At 58.0% G+C, this 22,407-nt stretch carries 24 protein-coding genes; 11 read left to right on the plus strand and 13 right to left on the minus strand.

Going from position 1 to position 22,407, the window contains the following annotated elements:
- Positions 1-18: 18 nt before the first annotated feature.
- Both AC1PME_RS14685 and AC1PME_RS14690 read right to left on the minus strand, forming a co-directional pair.
- Positions 19-534, minus strand: coding sequence for a hypothetical protein (locus AC1PME_RS14685; RefSeq protein ID WP_481096255.1), 516 nt, complete (start codon positions 532-534; stop codon positions 19-21).
- Positions 534-1,679: a hypothetical protein gene (locus AC1PME_RS14690; protein ID WP_481096256.1), complete on the minus strand. Its 1,146-nt coding sequence runs from the start codon at positions 1,677-1,679 to the stop codon at positions 534-536. The genes AC1PME_RS14685 and AC1PME_RS14690 overlap by 1 nt, the downstream gene beginning before the upstream one ends.
- A gap of 1,078 nt (positions 1,680-2,757) precedes the next feature.
- Between AC1PME_RS14690 and AC1PME_RS14695 the strand changes: the two genes are divergently transcribed.
- The 4 genes from AC1PME_RS14695 (at position 2,758) to AC1PME_RS14710 (ending at position 5,436) form a co-directional block, all read left to right on the plus strand.
- On the plus strand, positions 2,758-3,069 hold the full coding sequence (locus AC1PME_RS14695; RefSeq protein WP_481096257.1) for a helix-turn-helix domain-containing protein: 312 nt from the start codon (positions 2,758-2,760) through the stop codon (positions 3,067-3,069).
- The gene (locus AC1PME_RS14700) at positions 3,035-4,039 is read left to right on the plus strand and encodes a reverse transcriptase family protein (RefSeq protein WP_481096258.1); all 1,005 of its coding nucleotides are present in this window, start codon (positions 3,035-3,037) and stop codon (positions 4,037-4,039) included. Before AC1PME_RS14695 ends, AC1PME_RS14700 begins: the two co-directional genes overlap by 35 nt.
- The gene (locus AC1PME_RS14705) at positions 4,036-4,770 is read left to right on the plus strand and encodes a DUF4145 domain-containing protein (protein ID WP_481096259.1); all 735 of its coding nucleotides are present in this window, start codon (positions 4,036-4,038) and stop codon (positions 4,768-4,770) included. The genes AC1PME_RS14700 and AC1PME_RS14705 overlap by 4 nt, the downstream gene beginning before the upstream one ends.
- A gap of 291 nt (positions 4,771-5,061) precedes the next feature.
- Positions 5,062-5,436, plus strand: a complete 375-nt coding sequence (locus AC1PME_RS14710; protein ID WP_481096260.1) for a hypothetical protein — start codon at positions 5,062-5,064, stop codon at positions 5,434-5,436.
- A 53-nt stretch (positions 5,437-5,489) separates the two neighbouring features.
- Here AC1PME_RS14710 and AC1PME_RS14715 read toward each other — a convergent pair whose 3' ends face one another.
- Positions 5,490-7,100, minus strand: a complete 1,611-nt coding sequence (locus AC1PME_RS14715) for a MobA/MobL family protein (protein WP_481096261.1) — start codon at positions 7,098-7,100, stop codon at positions 5,490-5,492.
- Positions 7,101-7,369: 269 nt separating this feature from the next.
- On the opposite strand from AC1PME_RS14715, the gene traD reads away from it, so the two are divergent.
- Positions 7,370-7,690 carry a conjugal transfer protein TraD gene (gene traD, locus AC1PME_RS14720; RefSeq protein ID WP_267122991.1) on the plus strand — a complete coding sequence of 107 codons (321 nt, stop codon included), beginning with the start codon at positions 7,370-7,372 and terminating at the stop codon, positions 7,688-7,690.
- Positions 7,691-7,947: 257 nt separating this feature from the next.
- Positions 7,948-8,355 (plus strand): hypothetical protein, encoded by a 408-nt coding sequence (locus AC1PME_RS14725; protein WP_481096262.1) that lies wholly within the window; start codon positions 7,948-7,950, stop codon positions 8,353-8,355.
- 77 nt (positions 8,356-8,432) lie between these two features.
- Here AC1PME_RS14725 and AC1PME_RS14730 read toward each other — a convergent pair whose 3' ends face one another.
- Both AC1PME_RS14730 and AC1PME_RS14735 read right to left on the minus strand, forming a co-directional pair.
- Entirely contained in the window at positions 8,433-9,170 is a 738-nt protein-coding gene (locus AC1PME_RS14730) for an AbiU2 domain-containing protein (RefSeq protein WP_481096263.1), read from the minus strand.
- A gap of 11 nt (positions 9,171-9,181) precedes the next feature.
- The gene (locus AC1PME_RS14735; RefSeq protein WP_481096264.1) at positions 9,182-10,105 is read right to left on the minus strand and encodes a hypothetical protein; all 924 of its coding nucleotides are present in this window, start codon (positions 10,103-10,105) and stop codon (positions 9,182-9,184) included.
- A 192-nt stretch (positions 10,106-10,297) separates the two neighbouring features.
- Between AC1PME_RS14735 and AC1PME_RS14740 the strand changes: the two genes are divergently transcribed.
- Positions 10,298-11,119, plus strand: coding sequence for a GIY-YIG nuclease family protein (locus tag AC1PME_RS14740; RefSeq protein WP_481096265.1), 822 nt, complete (start codon positions 10,298-10,300; stop codon positions 11,117-11,119).
- Positions 11,120-11,207: 88 nt separating this feature from the next.
- On the opposite strand, the gene AC1PME_RS14745 is transcribed toward AC1PME_RS14740, so the two are convergent.
- A complete protein-coding gene (locus tag AC1PME_RS14745; RefSeq protein WP_481096266.1) occupies positions 11,208-11,843 on the minus strand; it encodes a hypothetical protein in 636 nt (211 codons plus the stop codon).
- Between the two features lie 98 nt (positions 11,844-11,941).
- On the opposite strand from AC1PME_RS14745, the gene AC1PME_RS14750 reads away from it, so the two are divergent.
- Complete coding sequence (locus AC1PME_RS14750) at positions 11,942-12,427, plus strand: hypothetical protein (protein WP_267122985.1); 486 nt, start codon at positions 11,942-11,944, stop codon at positions 12,425-12,427.
- 552 nt (positions 12,428-12,979) lie between these two features.
- Positions 12,980-13,924, plus strand: a complete 945-nt coding sequence (locus tag AC1PME_RS14755; RefSeq protein WP_481096267.1) for a HEPN domain-containing protein — start codon at positions 12,980-12,982, stop codon at positions 13,922-13,924.
- 120 nt (positions 13,925-14,044) lie between these two features.
- Here AC1PME_RS14755 and AC1PME_RS14760 read toward each other — a convergent pair whose 3' ends face one another.
- The 6 genes from AC1PME_RS14760 to AC1PME_RS14785 form a co-directional block, all read right to left on the minus strand.
- Positions 14,045-15,400 (minus strand): hypothetical protein, encoded by a 1,356-nt coding sequence (locus AC1PME_RS14760; RefSeq protein WP_481096268.1) that lies wholly within the window; start codon positions 15,398-15,400, stop codon positions 14,045-14,047.
- Positions 15,401-15,426: 26 nt separating this feature from the next.
- On the minus strand, positions 15,427-16,275 hold the full coding sequence (locus AC1PME_RS14765) for a hypothetical protein (RefSeq protein WP_481096269.1): 849 nt from the start codon (positions 16,273-16,275) through the stop codon (positions 15,427-15,429).
- Between the two features lie 44 nt (positions 16,276-16,319).
- On the minus strand, positions 16,320-16,793 hold the full coding sequence (locus tag AC1PME_RS14770; RefSeq protein WP_481096270.1) for a hypothetical protein: 474 nt from the start codon (positions 16,791-16,793) through the stop codon (positions 16,320-16,322).
- Between the two features lie 310 nt (positions 16,794-17,103).
- Positions 17,104-17,787, minus strand: a complete 684-nt coding sequence (locus tag AC1PME_RS14775; protein WP_481096271.1) for a thermonuclease family protein — start codon at positions 17,785-17,787, stop codon at positions 17,104-17,106.
- Positions 17,788-17,895: 108 nt separating this feature from the next.
- Entirely contained in the window at positions 17,896-18,096 is a 201-nt protein-coding gene (locus tag AC1PME_RS14780; protein WP_481096272.1) for a hypothetical protein, read from the minus strand.
- 69 nt (positions 18,097-18,165) lie between these two features.
- A complete protein-coding gene (locus AC1PME_RS14785) occupies positions 18,166-18,648 on the minus strand; it encodes a JAB domain-containing protein (RefSeq protein ID WP_267122979.1) in 483 nt (160 codons plus the stop codon).
- Between the two features lie 466 nt (positions 18,649-19,114).
- Here AC1PME_RS14785 and AC1PME_RS14790 point away from each other — a divergent pair, with 466 nt between their 5' ends.
- Positions 19,115-19,495, plus strand: coding sequence for a hypothetical protein (locus AC1PME_RS14790; RefSeq protein ID WP_481098126.1), 381 nt, complete (start codon positions 19,115-19,117; stop codon positions 19,493-19,495).
- Between the two features lie 566 nt (positions 19,496-20,061).
- Here the strand turns inward: AC1PME_RS14790 and AC1PME_RS14795 are convergent.
- Positions 20,062-20,523: a hypothetical protein gene (locus tag AC1PME_RS14795; protein WP_481096273.1), complete on the minus strand. Its 462-nt coding sequence runs from the start codon at positions 20,521-20,523 to the stop codon at positions 20,062-20,064.
- Between the two features lie 373 nt (positions 20,524-20,896).
- Between AC1PME_RS14795 and AC1PME_RS14800 the strand changes: the two genes are divergently transcribed.
- Positions 20,897-22,297 (plus strand): site-specific integrase, encoded by a 1,401-nt coding sequence (locus tag AC1PME_RS14800; protein ID WP_481096274.1) that lies wholly within the window; start codon positions 20,897-20,899, stop codon positions 22,295-22,297.
- Positions 22,298-22,407: the final 110 nt, after the last annotated feature.

The following is a 22,407-nucleotide window of genomic DNA, read 5'->3' on the forward strand; positions in this document are numbered from 1 at the left end:
GCGGCGTTCGCAGCCTTGTCAGGGTCCGGTGGCAGTCGGGTTGCGGCAACCGGCGTTGAGTCGCGTCACGAGCTGCATGCGCGCATCGCCGACCGCTGCGCCCAGAATCCCCAACGCATCGGACGTGGATGAGTTCCAGTTGACCCTGGCCGACTGCCCGCGCACGACGAACGCCGCCGCCCCCTGAGGCCGAATCTCGAATGCCGCCACCCCGGTTACGGTTGCGGGCAAGGCATTCAGATAGAGCTTCTGAACGGCGATTGTCACCGATGGCGCATCGGCAACGCGCGACCAGCCCAGCGAACCCAGTGCCTCACGGACGCTGGCAGCGATGTCGGGGAATACATACGTGTGGTTTCCAAGCATTCCCACCTCTGTGGTCGATCGCGCATCGACGATTTGTCCCAGTCGGTAAGGACAGCGCAGACCGGAATCGACCGTCGTTGGCAGATGCAGCACCTGCGTGCGTTCCATGCGGGCGGCACACCCACATAACGACAGCAGCAGGCTGAGCGAAACGGCGATGCGGACCATCAGGGATGGGTCGCTTGGCCTTGGGGAGTCGGTGGATCCTTGGGCCTGTATGTTTCCCAGAAGGTCTTGCGGTGGCTCGGCACCGTGGGCACCGACGTCTCTGCAGGCGCCTGCGCTGGGCGGGCAGATGTGTCGACCGCGGCGGACGCGACCACGCTCGGAGTCGGATCGTTGGGCGACACGGCGGCGACTTGTACGATGGACGCTTCAGCGCTCGGAGTCGGCGCGATTGCGTGTGATGCCGCTGCTTCGGCGGCAAGCGACGGATTCGGAATGGCCGCCGTCAACGCTGCCGGCTGATAGTCGGAACGCAATGACTGGTATCCGGTGATGGCCTGGAAGCGCGGGTTGCCAGCACGCACCCACACCACGCCCCCGTCGCGCCGCTCGATGCGGCCAGACACGCTACGCCCGGCAATGTCCGACTTTCCCTTGATCTTCTGGCCCCATTGCTGGCGACCTTCTGCAGAAAAATCGTAGACCATCATGGCAACGGCCTGGTCGATCGATTGATCGATCAGCCCGCCCATCCGGGCTGCCCCCAACTCGAGCCAAGGCTTGCTTTCGCCAGGGGTGGGAAACTGGAAACTGGAGCGAACGGCATAAGGGCGCGAGAACAGGAACCTGGTCTTGACCTTTCCGTTCTTTATCTCGCGATCTTCGATCGCCACGTTGAGTAGAACATAGGCCGTACCCATCGCATCGCCCATGGCGTAACGCGGCCTGATGACCAACACATGCTTCGGCATGGCGTCCAGATCCTGCCGTGCCTGCCAAGGTGCGTGAACGATAGTGAGCACAGGGCGATCGGCGATTCCCGAGCCCGGCAGCCGGCGTTGCAGGGATCCCATCAACGGCGTTTCGAAGTCGTATCCAACCATCATGTTGCGCAACGGCAGCACGGCGGCTTCGGCGTTCTTGTTCTGCGAGTTCTGCACGGCAGTCCCGATGAGCGCACCGACCAGCCCGAACTGCATCCCCATCTGCATCGCCGTCGACGAGACATCGATCGCCAGTTCCTGCTGGGTGAGTTCCACCTCGACCGGCATGTCGGGCGCCAATGGCAACGGCAACGCATTGTCGCGGGCCATCGAAGACGCACAGAACACACTCAGCCCTAAGGCCAAGCACAGTCGCTTGAACATCGTTATCCCCCTGAGTCGACACCCACCGGCCAGCGGCTTGCCCGCCGACCTCCCCGATTCGGCAGTCTAGCCACGCCACATGGGTGAGTAAAGGCGAGCAATGGCGCGCTTCGATTGCCGAGCACGTTCCGAACGGATAGCAAAATGGAATCAGGCAAAGAAGCTCCCAAACTTCGCACGTCACCCACTGAACAAACGCGAGAAACGCCTGACCGCCCTTCGTCCAGCGATCACGTCCGCGAGCCGCGCCCAGCCGCCACATCGCCGTACCCGACCAGGCGCAACCCCAATCCACTAAACTTGCCTCCCCCACGGGCGGCCCGCCGCCCATGCCCTGTCGCACCGGCGGCGCGCGCCAGGCGCCGTCGCCCCCGCACGTCCGCACGAAGGCGCCATGACCTCAGAGAAAGTCCCCGAACACACCCCGCTGATGAAGCAGAACGGGTGCGGGGGATCATATGCACTGAAATCCTTGTGCAGCAAGGCTTACAGCTTCACCGGTGATTGAGGCACTCCTAATCGCAACACAGCCGCAACAGCCAAAATGAGCAAACGCTGAACAAAATTGACGACATAATGTCGCTCTAAGCGACACTTGACTGAATGGCTGCTACTCTGACTCCGTCATCGCGGGGAGCAACAATCCGTGCCATGGTGTGAGTAGGCAACTACTCGAGGGCGAACAGCCCAAAACACCCCGAGCGACGTCGACGGCCGGCAACGGTCGGGACTATCGGGAAGGGTCAGGTGGCTGCGGCAACGGCTCGCAGCCATAGATTGGAGGAGGGTAGTAACTGGCGTTTCCCCATTCTCGATGTAGCAACGGAGCCTCTCCACCCCGGGGAGGTGCATCGAGGAAACCAACATGGCTTCACCTGTTGAAAGGAAAGATGATAAGCGCCAGCTGCTACTGAAATGGTTCAAACGGGTTTTTTGCGGCCCTTGGTTGTTCCGGCTCTTAATGATCGTGTGGAAGGTGTATGACCACTTTGATCGTTGAGCGCGGCGCGGGAAGTTCGGACCCTAAGACCTATCAGTAGCACCCTCCTTTTTATCTACCCATGCAGGAAGAGAGGAAATGCTCCACAAGGCTTTAAAAACGGTCCGCGAGGTTCACCGTATGCAGCAAGGTGAGCTAGCGGAACGCCTAGGCATATCTCGCTCACACCTTTCGGAAATCGAGTCTGGGAAGAAGGCCGCTTCGGTGGAGCTTCTTCAGAAGTTTGCAGAGGTCTTCGACGTGCCCGCCTCAACCTTCCTGAGCTTCGCCGAAGCCATCGAAGGACCCTCGGAGCGACGACAGAAAAATGCTAAGAGATTGATGAAAGTTCTGGAATGGACACTGGATACCCAACATGAGCCTTCCACGGAAAAGCGCGAATCGATATGAAGTCACGTCATCAGCTTTCTTTCGTCTACCCACGCTGAAGGCGCTCGCAAGGTTGCTTCAATGGGAAGGCTCACCAAGCGCGCTCCGAGCTCTGTGCAAACGGCCTGACAACTTCACCGAGTTCCCTCGAATTCATCCTCGAACCAAGAAAGAACGCCTGATTCAAGCGCCCTCTGAGGTCGTTAAGCCGCTTCAGAAGCGACTTAACGTGCTGCTAAAGCAGGTCCGCGTGCCCGACTATCTTCACTCAGGGATTCCAAAGCGCTCCCACCTCTCCAACTCTGAGAGCCACATGCGGGCGGAAGGTGCAACCGTAACGGTGGATGTCTCCGACTTCTACCCAAGCATCACGCGTCAACGTGTCTTTAGGCTTTTCAGAAATGTCTTCGAATGCCCCGGGGATGTGGCGGATGCGATGGCTGACTTGGTCTGCTACAAGGGAAAATTAGCAACTGGCTCCCATGCCAGCGTGCTCATCTCGTTTTGGGCCTGCCGTGACATGTTCGATATGATCGCCGATCGCGTCGCCACTCTGGGAGGCACATTCACGCTCTACGTGGATGATGTGGCAATCACTGGCAATACCGTCGGACACGGCGATATCCAGTGGCTAGATCGGTTGCTTAGAAAATTCGGTTTTAGCTCAAAAGTTGAGAAGGCGAAGTTGTTTCAGAAGGACAGCGCCAAAGTCGTTACAGGACGAGCGTTTCGCCACGGCATCAGCCGAGCCCCCAACAAGAAGCATAAGGAGATGCACGAGGCGCGGACTGAGGCAAAGAGCATCGGCGCCAGCGTCAAGGTGAGGCGGGGCCTAGTTGGTCAGCTTGAGAACATCGGAAATCTTGACCACGAACGTGGAACAAGCTTGAAAGCAGAGGCAAAGAAGTTGCGAAGCACCCTCCCTCCACCAAGGCGACGCCGTAGGGCTATCACTAGACCCAATCACATTAGCCCGGAAGCAGCGACATGAGTGAAGAGAAGATTGTGCGAGCTGCCTGTCCGCGTTGCGTGGGACAACGCTCCTGTGACCTTCTGCATGAGCTAGATGAGAAGAGCGAAGACGATTCCCATCCGGAATACCCTATATGGGGAGGCGCAAATCACCAGCTCCTCCGCTGCCGCGGGTGCGAGACGATTTTTTACAAGGTTGAAAGCTGGCACTCAGAAGATTGGGATGTCAAGTTTGATCCGGAAACCGGCCAGGATGAGATGTACTGTCCAAGGCGAACTTCCGTATACCCGCCTCCGGAGCCAAAGTCAGAGAAGCCAGATTGGACATGGGAGCTCTATCGGAAGGACAGCGTCCTCTCACAAGTTATTCATGAAATTTATGTCGCCAAAACTAATGACTTGAATGTCCTCACGGCCATCGGCCTCCGGACTGCCTTTGATAGGGCAACATTCTTACTCGGAGTCGATGAGAGCCTAGATCTCAGCCAAAAGATTGAACAGCTAGTTCAGGATGGAAGACTAGGAAAGGTAGAGGCCGAACACATGCAAGTGGCGGTAAATGCAGGTAATGCTGCCGCCCATCGGGGATGGAGTCCTGATGACCAGCAGCTAGCAGCACTGCTACGGGTTCTTGAGCAGTTTCTTAGGAGAAGTTTCTTCGAGCCGCCGATTGGTCAGATTGGGATTCTGATCCCTCCACGTCCTAAAAAGCAGAAGAAGAGCCAGCCATCATCACCTGAGCAAAAGTAATCCCACTTTGCGCGGCGTGTTCATTGGTGAAGGACCCGACAAGCATCTGTCGATTTGCTTTGCGCCGACATTAAGGGGTCTCACGAAGTTGAAGACCAAAGCCTTCTCGGATCGGAGCAGAGCCGATCACCAATTTGGCCACTCGTTGACTCCTTCTAGGCATCACAGGACAGCGCAAAGCCAACTTTGCGCCGCCTATTTATATTTGTGAAATAGCTCTGAAATTTGCACTTGCGGTATAGCGACTTGGTGCTTGGATGAGGGCTCCCCCACAGGCTCCAAGGAGCATCTATGCAGTCCGAACTCACGCTTCAAATCGCCAGCCGCCTCATCAGCGGGCTCCTTTGCCAAGAGCGGCATTGCCGCTTGCCCGACCGCGTCGACGACATCCGGCACGCCCTGGAGGTGGCCGCGGAAATGATGCGCCAATACCGAGGCGGCTCCTCTGCGCCTCCGGCGCACGACTACGTCCCACCCACGCCGGCTCCGACCCTGCCACCACCAGCGCCCCCCTCCCCGTCGCAAGCACAGCGCCTGCAAGAGATCCGCACCCGGGAAGCGGTCGTGGTGCGCGATATCCCGTCCGTCGAAGAGTGGCGGAAGAACCGCCGGCGCAAGGCGGCTCCCGACCCGGTGGCGAACAAGAAGAAGCCGACGCTCCACTGATCCGCCACCGCCGCCCCAACAACAAAGTGCCCCGCAAGCGGGGCACCGTTGTTTCAGTGGAGGCGGGGGCGCGGTGGTCGGGGGCCACTCGGTTCAAGGCCCAGGGTCGGCAGGTCTTCGAGCGCAGCCGGTTGAGCCTCCTGTACTCCAAAGACCAACGGTCGGTCGAGCTCGAGGGGATAGCGCCCGAGCATCTCCTGGCTCCAGGCCTCCAGGAGGCGGCCACTCTCTGCCGCGTCCTTTTCGCAAAAGGCCTGTTGCTCCGGGGTGACCCGGGCCCGCGCTTCGAGCAGTTCGGCCGTCCGCTTCTCCAAGGTGCTCAAGCGCCACGCGCGCCGTTGCTTCCAATCCTGCTCCGTCCAAGAGGTGCCAGGCTGCGGATTGTTGACGGTGAAGTCCTCCCAGGACCGCTCCGCCAGATGGCGGAGCCTGGAGGCGCGTTGCTCGGCCTGCAGGCGTCGTGCAAACCGGGTCAGGCTGGTCTTTAATCCGCGCAACCGCCGGGCCAGCTCCAGCAGGTCCGAGCGGAACCGGGCGTGCTCGGCGAACGCCGCGGCGCGCTCGGCCGCCCAGGCCAAGAGCTGGCGGGTGGCGTGGAGCGCCCGCGTCACTGCCTCGTGGCGCAGTGCTCCCCACTCCTGGCTCAACTCGGCAACGAGCGCCGGGATGGGCACCGGCTCCGGGCGTGGCGCCCCGGGAGGGGTCTCCTCCAGCAACCCCAGCCGTTGGGCGATGGGCCCCATGTTGCGAGAGACCCCGATGTGCCCTGCCCCGCGGCCCAGCGACAGGGGCAGCATGACCGGAGGACGGCGGGCCTCCCGTTGAGCCTTTTCGTGGCTGTGGCTGTCGGGCACTTCCATGGCTCGCCCCTCGTTTTCAAAGCTAAAGACGAGTTTTTGGAAAGTCTCTTCGTTGCGCTCCTCTATCCGACGGTTCGCCTCGACGCGCTCGGACGCCTGGCCTCGTCGAGCCATGGCGGTCGCGTTTTTGCCCACGTGCTCGGTCGGCTCCCGCGAGAGCACGGCCGCGGCGACCAGATCACCGCGGGCCAGGGCGTCATTGGCTTGTGCTTCCAAACGGCGATGGTCCACGCGAATCTCGAGCGCCGCCCTTTGAAGATGGGCGTTGATGGTGGAGGCGATGAGTTCGCGTACCCATTGCACCTCAACACGTCCCGATGGTCCGCCGTCCAGCTCCTTGGTTTTGTCCGTGAAACCGTCCGGCCCCATGCGCCGCGTCGTTGCCAAGACGTGGACGTGCCAGTTCAAGCCGTCTTTGCTGCCTGGGCTGTGGATGCTGGCTTGGGCCGCGAACCCGTAGCGACTGACCAGCGCACGGGTGACCTCCATGGCCAGCGCCGATCGCTGCGCCTCGTCGAGTTCGTGGGGCAACGCGAACTCAAACTCGCGCGCGATCGTGGCGTCCTTGCGCCGCTCGGCCGCCTCCACCGCCGGCCAGAGCTCGGCCGGGACCAGGGCCCAGTCGGGCGCATCCTCGGGGGCGACGCAGCGGGTTTCGACCACGCCGTCCCGCCGGCGGTAGTCGTGGCGCTGCCCGGTCTTCTCGTCTTCGAGAAGCAGGCCAGCGCGGTAGGCGGCCGCCGCGATGGACGAATGTCCCTTGGCGCGGCTGAAGGTCTTTACGTTGGCGTGGTAGATGGCCATGAGGTGTTGCTCCGAAGCAGTGGGGTTGCTTCGTTTATGCCTTGGCTTTTGATTTGCGCAAGCGCCGCCGGCGCTTGGGGTTCAAGGGGCGAAGCCCTTTGCGCACGTGTCACGCAGTGACACCTAGGTGCGCTCTTGCTTATTTCTTTTATGCAGTTTTTTTCAGTGTCGAACGACTTTTGAAGCCTTCAAATTTCGAGACCACTCGAAACTTGACGGGGTGCTTTTCTGTGATTGACTCAAAGAAGAGGCCACCACCGGAGAAACGCATGACTGCTACAAGCCACTACCACGACCGCATTGCCCGAGCCACGGAACGACTGGCTCAGCTGCAAGCGCAGGAACTTTTAGCGAACAAGCGCCGCGAATCGAAGGCCAAGGAAGTGGCGAGGCGGGAAGAAGCGAAGCGGCGGCAGCACGTGGCGGGCCTGGTTTTCCTGACCGGTGCCCAGGCACTGGACGACGCGGAACTGGTTGGAGTCCTGCTGCAACATCTGGACTCGCGCCAAGAGCAAGCGGTTCGCACGCGTGCGAGCGAGTTAGGTGCACGCCGATTGAGCACGCTCGGAAGCAGCGAGACGGCGCACTGAGAGCCCGGCAAAACCAAGAGAAGAAGCATCAACGATTGAGACCATTCGCGCGAACCAGTTAGATGGGTCCTATCTGCCTCTCCGCTCTAACAATCTCGATTTCATTTCAGTAGTTGATTCACCCAGGCGCACCCGCGCCTCAAAAACGTAAGATCCGAGAGACAAAAGAGAGGAATACTTCGCAAGTTGACTCATTGACCGTGGCCTTCGCTTGGTCTTAGGTGGTGGAATATGCGTTTCAGCTATGGCTTGCGCACATGTCTTCTACGAAGGATGCATTCGAAACCCGTGAACAACGAGACGAGCGGTTCTTCAAAACATTGAAGGACATGAAGGAGCTTATAGGATCCTGGACCCTCGGGGCGGCCGTTATGGGCGCCGGCACCACAGTTGCCGCAAGTGATCTGGCAATCCTTCTACGCATCATCGGCGCCCTTGCTTGCACCACGGTAGGCCTCATGCTGCTGATTTCCGGCGTCCTGATTTTCTCCCGCGAGCGCTTGGCGATAGACAGCCAACCGATTTGGAAGCAGAAGTTCCGCATTCTAGCGTTCGTTACGCTCATGGTATCCGCCCTGTCTGTCAGCTACGCCACAATGGAAATCCTTCGCAAGGCAGCGCGACCAACCCCTTGCGCCGTTTCGACGACGAGCCATCGGCCCTAATCTCTAGAAGATCTAGGAACCAAGGATTGGACAAGACCTTAAAGGCAGTGACGAAAAATCGCATCCGCGCCAAGGCATCACTTAGCCAAAGTCATCCACAGCGCCTTCCCCTGTTCTACGCTCATATCGCTGAATTCTGAGGGCTCCCAGTCTAGATAATTGAGCAGCTTGCAGAGGTCTGCAAGGATTTGTTCACATCTATTGCCGAATGCGAAGACGCCGTCGTAGGTGAGGCCCAGCACGCTGATATCGAAAGGTGCTGGCTCTTTTTCCAGCGGCTGCATCTCCCAATGAGCATGTCGCTTGTCACGAAAGGCCCTGATACTGTCAGCCATAAAATCGCTGTTTAGCTCTGCCATCGTCTCTGAAAGCCTCGACCATTCCTTGTCGAAATGAGCCAAGTTCTTTTCACGATCTTGCTGACGCGACTCGTCTTTGGCTTCTTGGCTAAAACCATCCATCGGCCTGTCGTGGTAGTAGTCATCCATGTGGGCATAGGTAACTCGGTATCGCTCGCGAACACCTGGCACCTTCAACTTTCGCCAGATGTTTGTGAGGCTTCCGGTCTTCTCACCCTTGTCCAGAAACAATCTGGCCAGCTCACGGATGTAGTCCTGTCCAAGTAAGGGGGTAAGTTGCTTCCATAGCTCCACCCCTAATGTCCCGTCCAACTTTGCCCGCATCGCCGCTTGCACTTCCGTGTCCTGGACCAGCGGCTTGACCAGATGAACGCGCTCATCAAGGAAATTAACCTCAATGGTCAATGCCCGAATCCACCCATCGATCTGTTGGATTCGCAGATCCAACTCTTCCACGCTTGTCACTGCTAACTACCCTTTTCGGCGCCCACTGGCACCCGATGAAAGCTCACGTTGAGCCGCTTGATGAGCGCTTTAGTCGCCCTGGTTGGAGACCGTGGGCAGATCAGGACGGCCTCGCCATTGGGGACCTGGCGGGTGGCCAGTTGCTCGGCCCTTAGGATGGCGCGGTATTTGACACATTGGAAAACCCCTCGCATGAGTTCGTCCTCCGAACACTTGCTGGTCTTCACCTCCGCCGCCAAGCGCTGTCTGCCGTTGGCGAACAGCACGTCCAGCCGATCCCCGCTGCTCAACACAGCCTCGTTCTGGCCTGACTTGAAGATGCCGAAATCGGCCATTTCTTCGGGGTGCTCGCTCACCCAACGCTTGAGGGCCTTGTGCTCTGGGCTTTCATCGCCGCTGCCCGCTTGAATCTTGGGCAAAGGCAGCACGTCGCCCTTATCGGCCTCCAGTTCCCCGGACGCGGGTTCCAGCCGGGCCACCCCGAGCGCCGCGGCGATCTGGTCCCACTTGTCGAAGTGGTAAACCGCGTTCATGGCGGCATCGAGGTAGGCCTTGCGGCCGGCGGCCATGCCGGCGCCGTTGTCCTCGAAGAAGTAGTGGGCAATCTCGTCGGCGCCCGTGCTGGAGTAGCCCGTGCTTTTACTCACCACGATTGTGTTGATCGGCGGGATGCGCTCCCCCCGCCACTGCGGCAACGACCCCAACTGCTCAATGGCAAGGCCCACCGCGCCGACGGCAGGGCCGTAGACCGTCTTGCGGGCCTTGGGCTCGTGCCCGAACTCGCGCTCCAACTGCTCGGCCAACTCCCCATAGAAGATGGGACGCCCTTCCTTCGCCCGGCGAATCAGTATTGCAAGGATGTCGGCTACGACCTGGATGCGCCAGGGGGTATTGGCGAGCGGAAGCTTGGTCCAGTCAAACGCCATCGGTCCATCCTTTGGGAAGCAACATTGATCATACAAAAAGATATGTCAGGCCCCAGGACTCGCCCAGTTGCCCGGACCTTTACCCACAGTAAGGGGCTGGGCCCGCCCCATTCTCAGATGCCTTCCAGTCTCTAGTCCAAAAGCGGCTAGCAGTGAGAAGATGGTGGTCCACACTGCCGCCAGGGATTGCGCATGCTTCTGTATGACCTCATCCAGCTCCACGAGCCTTCGTTCGATCCAAACCAGGCCAAGGTCCACCTGGCCCGTTACAACGCTATTGATCACCCCATTGATGTCTACAAGCGCGGGGAGTTCGACGAGTGGCAGCGCTGGCAGAACGGCAACAACTTCAACCGCTCGCTTGTGGTGAGCCTCATCCAAGACGGTGCTACCACGCGCTGGATGTTCGCCGGCTTGTTCCGGCAGGTCGGCCATACCCTACACGACGACAAGCCCAAGGGCGGCTTCTATTACGACCTGGAGCGTGTTGCCGCCACCGAGCCCCTGGAAGGACGGCTGTTCTGTTCCAGCGTCTACAAGTCCCGGCAGACTTACCTGACCGGCGAATATTTGATAGGTGACCTCACCGTGACAGAGTTGCTGCCGGAGAAATTGAGCCTGGGGCGCTTCCCCGGTTACAAGCTGGTGGACATCAAGAAGCAAGACTTGAACCTGCTGGTCAAGCACGAGACCGAGTCGTGGAAGACCGCGCTTTCAGAGGTGAAGGGCATCTACCTCATCACCGACACTAAGACCGGCAAGCTCTACGTCGGCAAGGCCGATGGTGAATCCGGCATCTGGGGCCGTTGGAGCACCTATGCCAACACGGGCCACGGCCATAACAAAGCGCTAGTGCAAGAGCTGGGCGTCAAGGCCACCGAGCGACAGGACGACCTGCGATTCTCTTTGTTGGAAATCATGGATCTTCAGTCGGCGCCCGGCGAAGTCGATAACCGGGAATCGCACTGGAAAAAAGTGCTGATGAGCCGTGTCTACGGCTACAACCGCAACTGACGCAGGCAAAAATAGGTAGGGGGGAGCCTGCCGAAGGATTTCAAGTAACATGGAGAAGAATTTTTTCAACTTCATTTCCTATCCTTGGTTAAAACGGGTTCTCTACGTTATCAACAGCAGAAATCAGCAGCATGTTGATTGTCGATGGTTCCTTGCCCTCCCTTCTTCCGAAGCAGCTGTCATTGGTCAGAGTGCTTGCGCCCGTGACGACTATCATCTTGCCCTTGGTTTGCTTCCAGGAACGGGTAACCATCCCGCTGCTGACTTGCTTGGATGCACCAGCGTAGGTTGGACAACTCTCCACGTGCCGCTCATCCGATTCCTTCGGGGGGCCAAACTTCTCGGAGATCTGGGCGACCACTGTGGTCATCAGCATGTCGTCGTTACGCCACCGCAACGTGATCAAGGCGAGCTTGCCGCCTTCGAAGGTGAGCGACGATTCCAAGGGCTCGCTGCGCCACGGAGTCACCACCGTTGTGGTGACCTGCTCCTTCCCCGCTGTCGTGTTTTCTAACGGGTTCCGTGCCACATCGACCATTGGCGACGCCAAATGCACACCGCTCTTCGGGAGTGCGATGACTTGCGCTTTCGTCAGCCCAATCTGAAAGGCACCGACTCCGGTTGGGCCTTGGGCCCAGGCCAATGAGGGCAACCACATAGCGGCAGTGACGCACGCGATAGCAGCCGCTTTACTCCAGCCCCAACAGATCTTGTTCAAACGCATTCAATCCTCCTCTTTTAGGTCACCTTCTTGGCGGCACATTGACCTTAGCAGCGGCGGGTGGCTATGTAGATCCCCCTGTGCTCGGATACGATGCTCGCATGCCTGTTCGCCAAGACCTCGCCTACGATCTTCTCAAAGCAGTGAGCAAGCTGGAGTTCCAGCTCCGTCGGCATGGAGACTTCTTTCGGAAAGGCAGGGGCGGCAAACCGACGCCCGACGTGGCCTGGCGCAGGGTGGAAGAGCGCGTTCGACAGCTGGGCGATACCTTTGTGGAAGAGGTTCCCGGATGGGCCCGCCAACGCCTCCTTGGTCGACGCAACGAGCGCCCGATGAAACAAAAGATCGTGGATGAGGACGGCCGTTTAGTCGCCCGCTTCAGGCCCTGCCCCTTGGATGCCGACTCGGATGCAGTCGCGCTGGTGGAAGCCATGCGCCAGGTCCGCAACAACCTATTCCATGGAGGTAAGGAAGAGTCGGAAGAGGATCCATATGTCGAAGACGACGATTGGGTCTATGCCGCTACCCAGGTTGCAGTTGCCCTGCAACACGCCCTCGAAAGTGGATCACTCGACCGCAGTGTGTGAAACCCGCTCGCTATGTTCAGTCCTCTGTTCCACGAGGATGAGGCGATCAACAGTGATGGGGCTCTTAACCATTCAGGGGAACTAAGGCGATGAAAAGCTTCAAAGCCTTCTATCCTCGCTGGACAATGCAGCGCTTTTAGCAGCCGCCGTCGTGTCCTGCAGCTTCCTTTGCTGGCAATCCGCTTCCTCTGAGTATTCCACATGCTCCCAAGTCACCCCATCCACTTTGCCCCTGTAGATGTTGTAATCCTCTTCCGTCTCGATTGTCTTTCGTGACTTGCCTTGGCATCTGTAGCACATACACCTTCCACCACGGCCTAATTGACGATAGCAACTTCTACGGCAGCTGCGAGCGGATATCAACCCCCAAATGCGTGGGCGACGCACCGTCGTGCTCTCGAATAGCAGCGGCAGCGCGATTGCTCGAAGCATTGAGGCCAAACGCCTGGGCATCCGAGTGCGCTACTGGCGAATTCGCCTATGTCGGTCGCTTGACAAAGGTCTCCGCGGGTTCGCCTATACTGGCTCTCTAGATCAGCTAACTGGTGCTATATGACGCAGTCCAGGAAGGATCAGCTAAACGAATGGAAGTGGCCCAATCGCCCTACAAATGAGGCTGAGTTCGACGCGATGATGACGTCACTTGACGACAGGCTGTCATCGAAGGGCATTGAGCCTGCACGCCGCGCAATCATGGCCTCCATGCAAGTGTCCTGGACATTGAAACTTGGTGGAACACCTATGATTGGAGGCTCCAAAGACCGGGGAGCGCCCTTCGAACCGGTTGATCTCCTAGCCCGTGTTCATGATTGGTATTCCGAGCACTTCGGTGACGCCATGAAGGTCAACATGTCGCCTGGAACCCTCCTAGTCATCGCCAAGGGCGTCCTATGGAGAATTCGACTTCCAAAGCTGTTTGGAGAAGGGAGATGCGTCGTTGATCGAGACCTTTCGCTTTGTCGCCAAGAGACTGTAGGAAGGGGGCCAGCAATCCACAATGTTTTGTGCTCGGTGGAAGGTCTGACCCAAGCGATGGCAAACAAGCTAACGGACCAAGAGCTTGCTCTTTTCCTACATTGCTTCGTATACGGTTGGCAAGCAATTATGACTCTGAACTCGCTCAACGGACATAGTCTCTTCACAGAGGCACGCGCGGATTACCGGCATAGCGTCGACGCCATTGCCAGTGGAAGGGAGTATGGTAAAGCCCGGTGGGAAGCAGCTCAGTGTGCGGAGAAGTTACTGAAAGGCTTTTTAGCGGAGGCTGGGCACACATATCCAACAAATGCCGGGAAAGGACATGATCACGTCCATCTCGGCACCCTTCTACAGGAGAAGCTTCAAATTCGTATTGACGAGAAATATCTTTCTACCTTAAAGACTTCACCGGCTGTGAGATACGGCGAAGAAGGCAGCACACTGGAGCAAGCCATGAGCTCCTATGCCGCGCTACTGAACCTAATCACCGCGCTGGGCTCACATAAATATATCAGCTAAGTTGTGGCGACATTCGGGCTCGCAAGACACCGATAGAAAAACATGACGAAGATCGACGCGAACAAGATGGCCGAGAACCAAAAATCCTTGTCTTAGCTTAGCAAAAGCCATACGACCGATTTACGAATGGCCGCTCTCAGGCACTGCAATCACAAAAGTCAAAGAAAAGCCTCCTTTGATCCCACCTGACCACTCAGAGAGCGTTAAGCTCACCATGTGGCCACCACAGGCTACAGTTCGTTCAGTTTCAATCTCAAAGTAATCGTCATAGGTAAAAACAAAAGGAAGAGCTTTTCTTAGGAGACAGTTGCATAGCGCAGCAAAAACATCCTTCGCACTTTCTCGATCCTCAGGCTGATTGACATTGAGTTGCAACCGCAGCTCCTTGACGGTGAACTCATCCCCAGTTAAATAGTAGACTACATTGTTAGTCACGATGCCCGAGCCTAACTTGACCATCGCTGACGCAGCGCGCCATTGATCCTCGTAGTCCCGATAGTAGGACCGAGTTTGCAAGCCTTGTTGGGCAAGGAAACCTATCGCTGCGTCTGGCAGCCAGCCGATCACAGGTTGGACGCGATATGGATTTCGCTGACGTCGTCGAGCCCTCTTGATTTCTAAGATCGATTCGTCCACTTCGGCAAGGCTCCCGGGCGGAAACCTGCCCACATGATGTTGCCACTGCCGCCACCCTGACATATCAAGCCCCATATTTCTAAGAAGCTTCACGCCAGCACGCATAGTTAGCTTGGGGTCTTTACTTCGATGCTTGAACACGCCCAATACACTTTCAGCCACCATGTAAGCATTGAGCATAAACAGAAAGGGCAACAGTAATAAGCCTAGGACAATTGGCAAGAAAAACTCTCGAGCGGTATTAACACTTGCGAAGTCGCCGAAATTAGATGCGATATGAAAAATCGACTTCCCAAGCATTATAAGGCCAAGCGAGGTCAGAAGAAACTTTGTTGCACGATGCGCGCCCCTAAGAGAAGGATCTTTGGCACTTACCACATTTATAGAAGCTAGAAAAAAAGCGCTTCCGAGAATGAGCATTTCCACCCAAAGAGGAAAAGTGTCGGCAGCGGTCAGAAAGTCGATCACCACCGCAACACCTACGATTTCCCCAAGACCGCGGCGAAAGAAATTCTTTTCACCCTCAACTCTATTTACATTAAAAACAGCTAAGCATGCCGAACCGAAAGCCCAAATAAAGGTAGTTTTAATATTATCAACCCTCCACCAACCCATATGCCAAAGCGCTAAAACAATCAAAGAAATATAAAAAAATAAGATAGAAAAAATTATAACCAAACTGCGCTTAAATAAAGCACGAATCAATCCTAGTAATGCGCGACTGATGTCTTTACGTCCAAGCCCCCAAAACAGCGCAATTGAGAGCCAAATCGCCAATGCCAATTCACGATTATCTAAATTCACTTTGGCGACCCAAAAATAAAAATAGCTAACTAGCAATAAAACCCGAGCCCAATGAAGCTAGCTTAAGCTCGGTAGCTAGACCACTTCTCCAGCGAAGATAAAAATTGCGAAACCCCATCCTTACCAACGGAAAAGCCTTGAGCCAAAGGCATTGTGATCCTCCACTGTGCAATACGGCCGCGAAGAGCCTGAACTCTTTTTGCCCATGCCGTGTCCAATAACACAATATCGCAGTAGTCCACCGCATCCACTGTATGCATGAGGTCGATGGCGTCGTTGCGTGTAAATCTCGCCTTAGGGTCGAGCACTACAGACCGCAGAAGTTCTCCGAAGATGATCTTCTGTCGGCTACGGCCATCATCAGGATGCGCCGCCTTTGCTCGACTCCGGTAGGCAGGGAGGCTCCGTTTTTGTGCTAGAGCCTCGACTAAACTGTCCGCGATTTCGTCCAGAACTTTAGCCATCTCCGCTCGGCGTTCGTGGACCAACTGGAAGACTCCACTAAAGGTTCCGACAAGCGATTGTGTATGCGCCCACCTGCGGGAGAAGTAATCCATATTCCGGCGATCGGCCGGTGGTATCGTGCGCTTGGCGAGATCTGTTGCTTCCCCACGGGCTCGCGCATCATCTGGATCGTTCCAAAAGAAGTAAACGTGGGGCACTACCTGAGCAAAAAAACGTTCCGCCTGCTCAACGTGCCGAGGATCGGAGAAGTGCGCGAATTCGCTCATTGATAAAGACGATAACAGCCAAGTGCCACCGCGCACCTTGAGACCCTCTGCGAAGCGGGTGGCGAGTTCTTCGTTCCGCGCAATCTCCCGAATGCCACACGTATCGAGGTAAACGGCTGGCGACTCAAAACGCTGCGTCCAAACAACATCATCGCCGTCGAAATAAAACGAAATTGGCATGTTTCATATTTCCAAAAAATACTGTCGCAATTCATTGAAAATAGTCAAATCCAGGCTGATGCTCGACCATCTGTCAGGACGGCATTGAAAGCCTCACCAATAGCCTGCTCAGTCTCTTGTATCTGAACAAGGGCGTGCTTTAGTCTTGCCCCCATCTCGTCATCATCAACCTGATCGGATGTTTCTGCGAAAAGCCTCCACATGGTATGCAATCGAGTTGTCTGGGAAAAGGCCCAAGCCAGCCTGTTTGAGGTGCGCTGCCCAAAAACATCGACCTTATCAAGGAACTGCGTAGGGAGTTCAAATTTGACCTGAAGGGCCTTATTTGCAAACTCTCTACGCTTCTCTCCGCTATTCATAAGCTCCAAGACTATCGACTGGTCTTCCGTCGATGGCATAACCAGCGTCCTGAAGTGAGCAATTTCGATTTGTGCCAAACCAACTGGCGTAGTCATTATTTGAGCAAGAACGCGGCGAGTGGCGGCGCGTTCGCCGCGACGGCGCCAACCATCAACCATCCATATGGCTAATGCGATTATGGCGGCCACAGCGGTCCAGTCGATTCTTGAGCCTTCGCAAACCCACATGACGCCGCCCCCAGTTTATCTAGATGTTCGATTTCAAAACGACTAGCAAGAACATATTTGAACTTGTGTTCTTGCTGTTGACTCATTTCTGGTTACTGCTGTCCCGCCCGGCTCTGCTTGATGACATTCGCCTCTTCAGACTTTGCTCTTCTGGCCGCCGGACTCCCACGGAGACATAACCTCTCCCTCACCGCGTCAGAGTCTACGGCCGCCGCTCGGTGCTTTGGCAGACAAAAACACTTCAGCGCTTTGCTGGCTGCCACCCTGCGCGCACGGCCTCCTCCGGGCTGCAGAACATGCGCTCGCCACGGCTCAGATCAATGCTGGTCCGCTCGTAGTCCCGCTGTCCGGGCACGTGGTAGATCTTCTTGCCATGACGGGAGATATTGCCCTTGATGCGGCATCCGCGGGGCATGGGTGGCGTGGCGACCTTGGCATGGCGTGCGGCCTGCTCACGCTTGCCGCGCCGGTAGTCGGCGGGCATCTGGAAAGGCCCTTGCCAGAGATTACGCCTCTGCTGGCGCGCGCCGGCTTCGTCCGCGATGAACGCCGTGGCGTATTGGCGATATGCGACGGCCCAGCCTGAGCACACCATCCAGCGGTTGACGGACTGCCCTTGGACGAAGCACTCCGCGACCACCCGGCCATAGCGGTCGGTGTCCTTGGGTTGGCAGCGAACGGTTTTGTCCAGCACGTAGCCGTCCAGCGCGGCGGCGGACCGCCGACCACAGGGCCAGAAGCGTCCGTCCTTGGTGGTGCATTGCTGGGTGCTTTCTGGGGCATCGATGCCCCACAGGCGGATGCGCTGCTTCGCCACGGTGAGGGTATCGCCGTCCGTGACGGTCGCGCGGCCGACCAACTCTGCTGCCACGCCAGGAACCGAAGCAAAAGCCAAAGACAGAACCAACAGACCCTTCAACGCCATCAACAACGACTTCCTCTAAGCGCACGCTCAGGTGGCGAGCGCCAGTTCAAACACGGTCCGACACTTTAGCGGAAGCGGGAAACGGGCGCCGACCAACTCGCCAACCCTTCAATCCCGACGCACGTTACTGGTGTGGTCGCCGCCGGTCTCCTCTACGACAAGGAACTCGCTCACCAGCCAACCGTATGCGTCGCTCAAGGCATCAGCGATCCCCTCTTCGCTCTCGCATTCGACCCTGGCTTCATCCGGCAACGCAGGACGCTTGCCATCGGTCTCCCAGACAATCCCTCGCACGTGAAACGCTTTCATTCCTGCTCCATGGATGTAGATCTTCCTTGGCAGTCTAGCCCCGGCAGACAAGAGAGGTGAAGGGGCGGGCTAGGCCCACCCCCTGCTTGCCAGGCTGGTGTGCTGGTGGCCGCCGATGATCAGGTGGTCGAGGACTCGAATGTCGAAGAGGCAAAGCGCTTGCTTCAGGCGCTCGGTGACCTGGCGGTCGGCGTCGCTCGGCTCGGGATTCCCGCTGGGATGGTTATGGAAGAGGATGACGGCGGCAGCGTTGAGGTCCAGGGCACGCTTGGCGACGACTCGGCTGTGGACTTCGCAGCCGTCGATGGTGCCGTTGAAGAGGTGCTCGGTGGCCAGGATGTGGTGCTTGGTGTCAAGGAAGACGACGCCGAACACTTCGTGCGGCAGGTGGGCACAACGGGCGACCAGGTAGCTCCCGGCGTGGATGGGATTGTGGATCCGGCCTTGCCGCTGAAGGCGACGCTCCAAGATGGTAGCGGCGGCGAGCAAAATGCCCTCCTCGTCCATCGGGAGTTGGTATTGAGCCGTGCGGTCCTGGGTGGTGCGCTTCATCGGTTCTTCTCCACCAGCGCGTTGTGCGCCTCGTGGGAACCGGCAGGCGGAGCGTTAGGCTCGACCGCACCCGGGAGTGAGCACCGCGGCAGCGGCGCGCAGCGGAGGGCCGCAACAGAGCGTCAGCGTCGAGGAGGAGGCTCGCCCTTGCGGTCGGGACAGCGAAGCTAGGATTCCCTTCAAGAGGCCCAGCGCGGGTGGAGAGCAATGATGTGCGACTGCACTGCCGGCGATTGAAAAGCATAGGGGGACTTGAGTGCTGCCTGCGTGCAACGTTGCCCAGGGTCTGGCGTGCGTTGCCGTGAGCGTCCGCTCACTGAGAGTGCTCATGCCCACAGCATTCAAGTTCGGCAGTCTCTGGTGCGCATCTCAGCAGCGGATTGCAGAGCTGTGGGACACTCAGGCCATCTTCGGAGCCGCCCCAGACATGCGAATCGAACAACGAAAAGCTGTCCCTGCCTCTTGGATGAGAGTGAAGCTACTTGCAGCGCTGATGGCGATATCACTTGCCGGGTGCGCGGCGGGTGGTCCGGTCGCGAACCAGCCCATCGAAGGCCCTGTTGGCCTGGGAGAGACTGCGGCGGTGGATGGCCCCAGGGTGCGCCCCGATCGCGTCATCGAGGACAGCCGCTGCCCTGCCGACGTTCAATGCATCCAGGCCGGCCGGCTGGTCGTCAGGGTGACCGTGCTTGGCGGCGGCTGGTCCAAGGAGATGGACCTCACGCTGGGCGTCCCGGTCCCTGTTGCCGATGGCATGTTGACGCTGGTGGACGCCACACCCGTGCCAATTGCCAGCGCGACCGCCGCATCCGCTCGCTTCACCTTCAAGTTTCAGGGCGGCCGTTAGGCGATGCCCTTCCCTGCACCTAGAACGAGGTCATCCTACGAAGCAGGCACTGGGGACACTGCGTCAACGGGCTGGCTTCTTGAGCACGTGGCAACAAACCAAGACGCCCCGTTCTCGGGAATCCACTGGAAGAACAGCCACCACGTTTTACGTAGAGGCATTGCTTGCGCTCGCTGGACATCGACCACCTGCTCACCACAGGCAGCCGGAGAAATCGTTGTCCGCGTCTCGAATTCCTGGCCTGCGGCCAAGGGACCACGCATGGACTCCCCAACACGCCAACGGACCACCTCTTGCTCCGAGTAAGGCGCGTCACCGTGCTGAACGATCTTCCTCTGCACGGAAACCATCGTCGCCTGGACAGCCACGGCAGCCCTGGCTTTAGCGTCGTCCAAGCTTTCATACATCACGCAGCTGCAGGCCATGGCTGCTGACGCTGGCAGCAAGAGAGCCCAGCCGAGCAGGGCCTGGCGGATTCGAATCATCCTCATATCGGCTTCCCTCCCCTTTGCGGGAATCATAGCCGGCGATGGAGATGGCGGGTCAGCTGCCTATGCCGCTGGACTTCATAGGCCTGGAGCATCCTCATAGGAACCGCGGTTCCAGGATCGGTAGCTCCAGGGCACGACTTCCTCAAGGAACGTGATTCGCGGACTCGGCAGGCAGCGCAGAGACGCGAGGCCGGCCTTCAGCCGCTCTGCATGTGCTTCCGGCACGAAAAGCCAGGGTCTGAGGGGCCACGCTGCCGGCACACCACTGTCGCGCGCCAGGGCAACCTTCAGTCCTTCCCAATGCTCATCCCAAGACCGCAGCCGACCTAGGAGCGACGATACCCCGGCCGCGTAGGTGATCTCACACAGGTAAGCCATCTGTTCCTTGAAGCTCACGGCCACCGCGTCGCAATACCAATGCGGGCCGCTGGTGTCCGGGTTGGCCCCCTCGTTGAGCTGGATGCAGCATTGGCTATTGACGAACAACCCACGGTCCGCTCGGAGGTAGTCGAGCACCACGCCTTCGAAGTGATCCACCGTCGCAACTCCTTCGCTGTTGCTCAGAAAAAAATTCTGTTGCCAAAAACCCAGAGAAATATAAATAAACTAACTAAAATAAGCTAACATTTATCATTGGTTAAGCTTCGAAATCTACACTTCAATCATTTTAGTTAGCTTATTTACTGCAAACAGTACGCAATTGACTGCGATAAATCGACAAAAATTCTCTCAAAACCCTTGGTTTATAAGGCTTCTCGCCGGATAACGAATTTGCGGATGCGGGAAGCACCCCATCGGGAATACCCTAACGCCTAAGGACTGCGCCAACGCTGCAAGTTTTTGTATCGACCCCATTGACGAATTCGCGCCCTGTTTTATCCCTACTTCCATCTTTCGATGGAAGTGACCCATGACCAGCAACCCCTCCGCAACACTCAACGATTACATCGCCTCGCCGTTCGGCCTCCTGCAGCTGGAAGGCATCCACATCGGCCGGTTCCGCATCGACCGCGCCATCATCCGAGGCCGGGAAGCCGCCATCAATCTCCAAGAGTGCATCCTCGCCGCGCTCGACGAAACCGGACGAAAGAGCGGCCTGAAGAACAGCACACGCTACCCAGCGCAGTTGCCCATGGGCACCCCGTCGCGCCCCTTGGCCAAAGAAATCGAAGACCATCTGGAGGACATGCGCCGCCGGCAGCTGGACCCAAAGACAGTGTTGGCCACCGAGCGCACGTTGAAGCTGCTGCTTCTTACCTGCGGCAACATCTCCGCATCACGTGTCGACTACCACCACATCCAAGCGCTCTGGAAGCTCCTACGCTGGGCCCCCAGGAACTTGACGTCGGACCCGCTGTTGAAGGATCTCACCTTCGACGAAGCCATCGCCATGGGGAAAGAGCAGGACGTGGCGCCGCTGGCCCCGGCCACCGAGGAGCGTCATCGCCGGTTCCTCGTCGCTTTCTTCAACCACCTGGTCAACGGACAGGCCATCGTTTCTTCGCCCATGAAAGCCTTCCGGAAGATCAAGCAGGACGACACCATCGATCCAGAGAAGGCCATCCGGCTGTTCGAGGACGAAGACCTGCAGGCCATTTTCGACCCCGAGACATTCATCCCCTGGGCAAAGAAACCCCAGTATTGGTGGGCGCCGATGATCGGCTTGTATACCGGCGCCAGGGTCAACGAGGTCTGCCAGCTGAAGCTGACCGACATCATTGAGGAACGCGGGGTGTGGTGCATCGCTTTCCAGAAGACGTTGGACCAAGACTTGGCCGCGGACCCGAAACGCCGTCGGCGCAGCCGGCAAAGCATGAAGGGTGCGGGCTGCATGCGCATCGTCCCCATCGCGAAGCCACTCTTGGAGGCAGGCTTCCTGGAATTCGTGGAAGACATGAAGGCGACCGACCACCCCCGACTGTTCCCGTTGCTCTCCGCTGGTGTGAACCGGAAGACCGGGGAAACGAATGCGCGTTACAGCCAGCAGTTCGTGGTGGACTTTGGGCGCTACCTGAAGACCCTTGGGTTCGAGAAAGGAATCGGCTTCCACGCCTTCCGCCACACCCTAGCCACCGAACTCGATGCAATCGACGTCCCCGAGAAGGAGATTGCCTTGGTCACGGGCCACAGCACCGATCCCCGCGAACGGGTTCCAGTGCTTCGCAAGCACTACTTACACAAGCGATCGCAGGCGACGCGCAGCAAGCAGATCAGCGCACTGGAGCTGTATCAGCCCAACGTGGAACTGCCGCGCTACCAGCGGGGGCAGTTCGATTCGTGCTTGGCTGAGCCGAGCAAGTTCTACCCGTAAAGGCAACTGGCCAATGAACCACTCGACCGGCCCCGGGCATAAGTATGCACCGCTCAAATTTTCTGCCTTTTCTGGAGCTCCATCATGAGCATCACCAGATGCCTACTGCC

This window comes from Xanthomonas sp. NCPPB 901, from assembly GCF_056725085.1.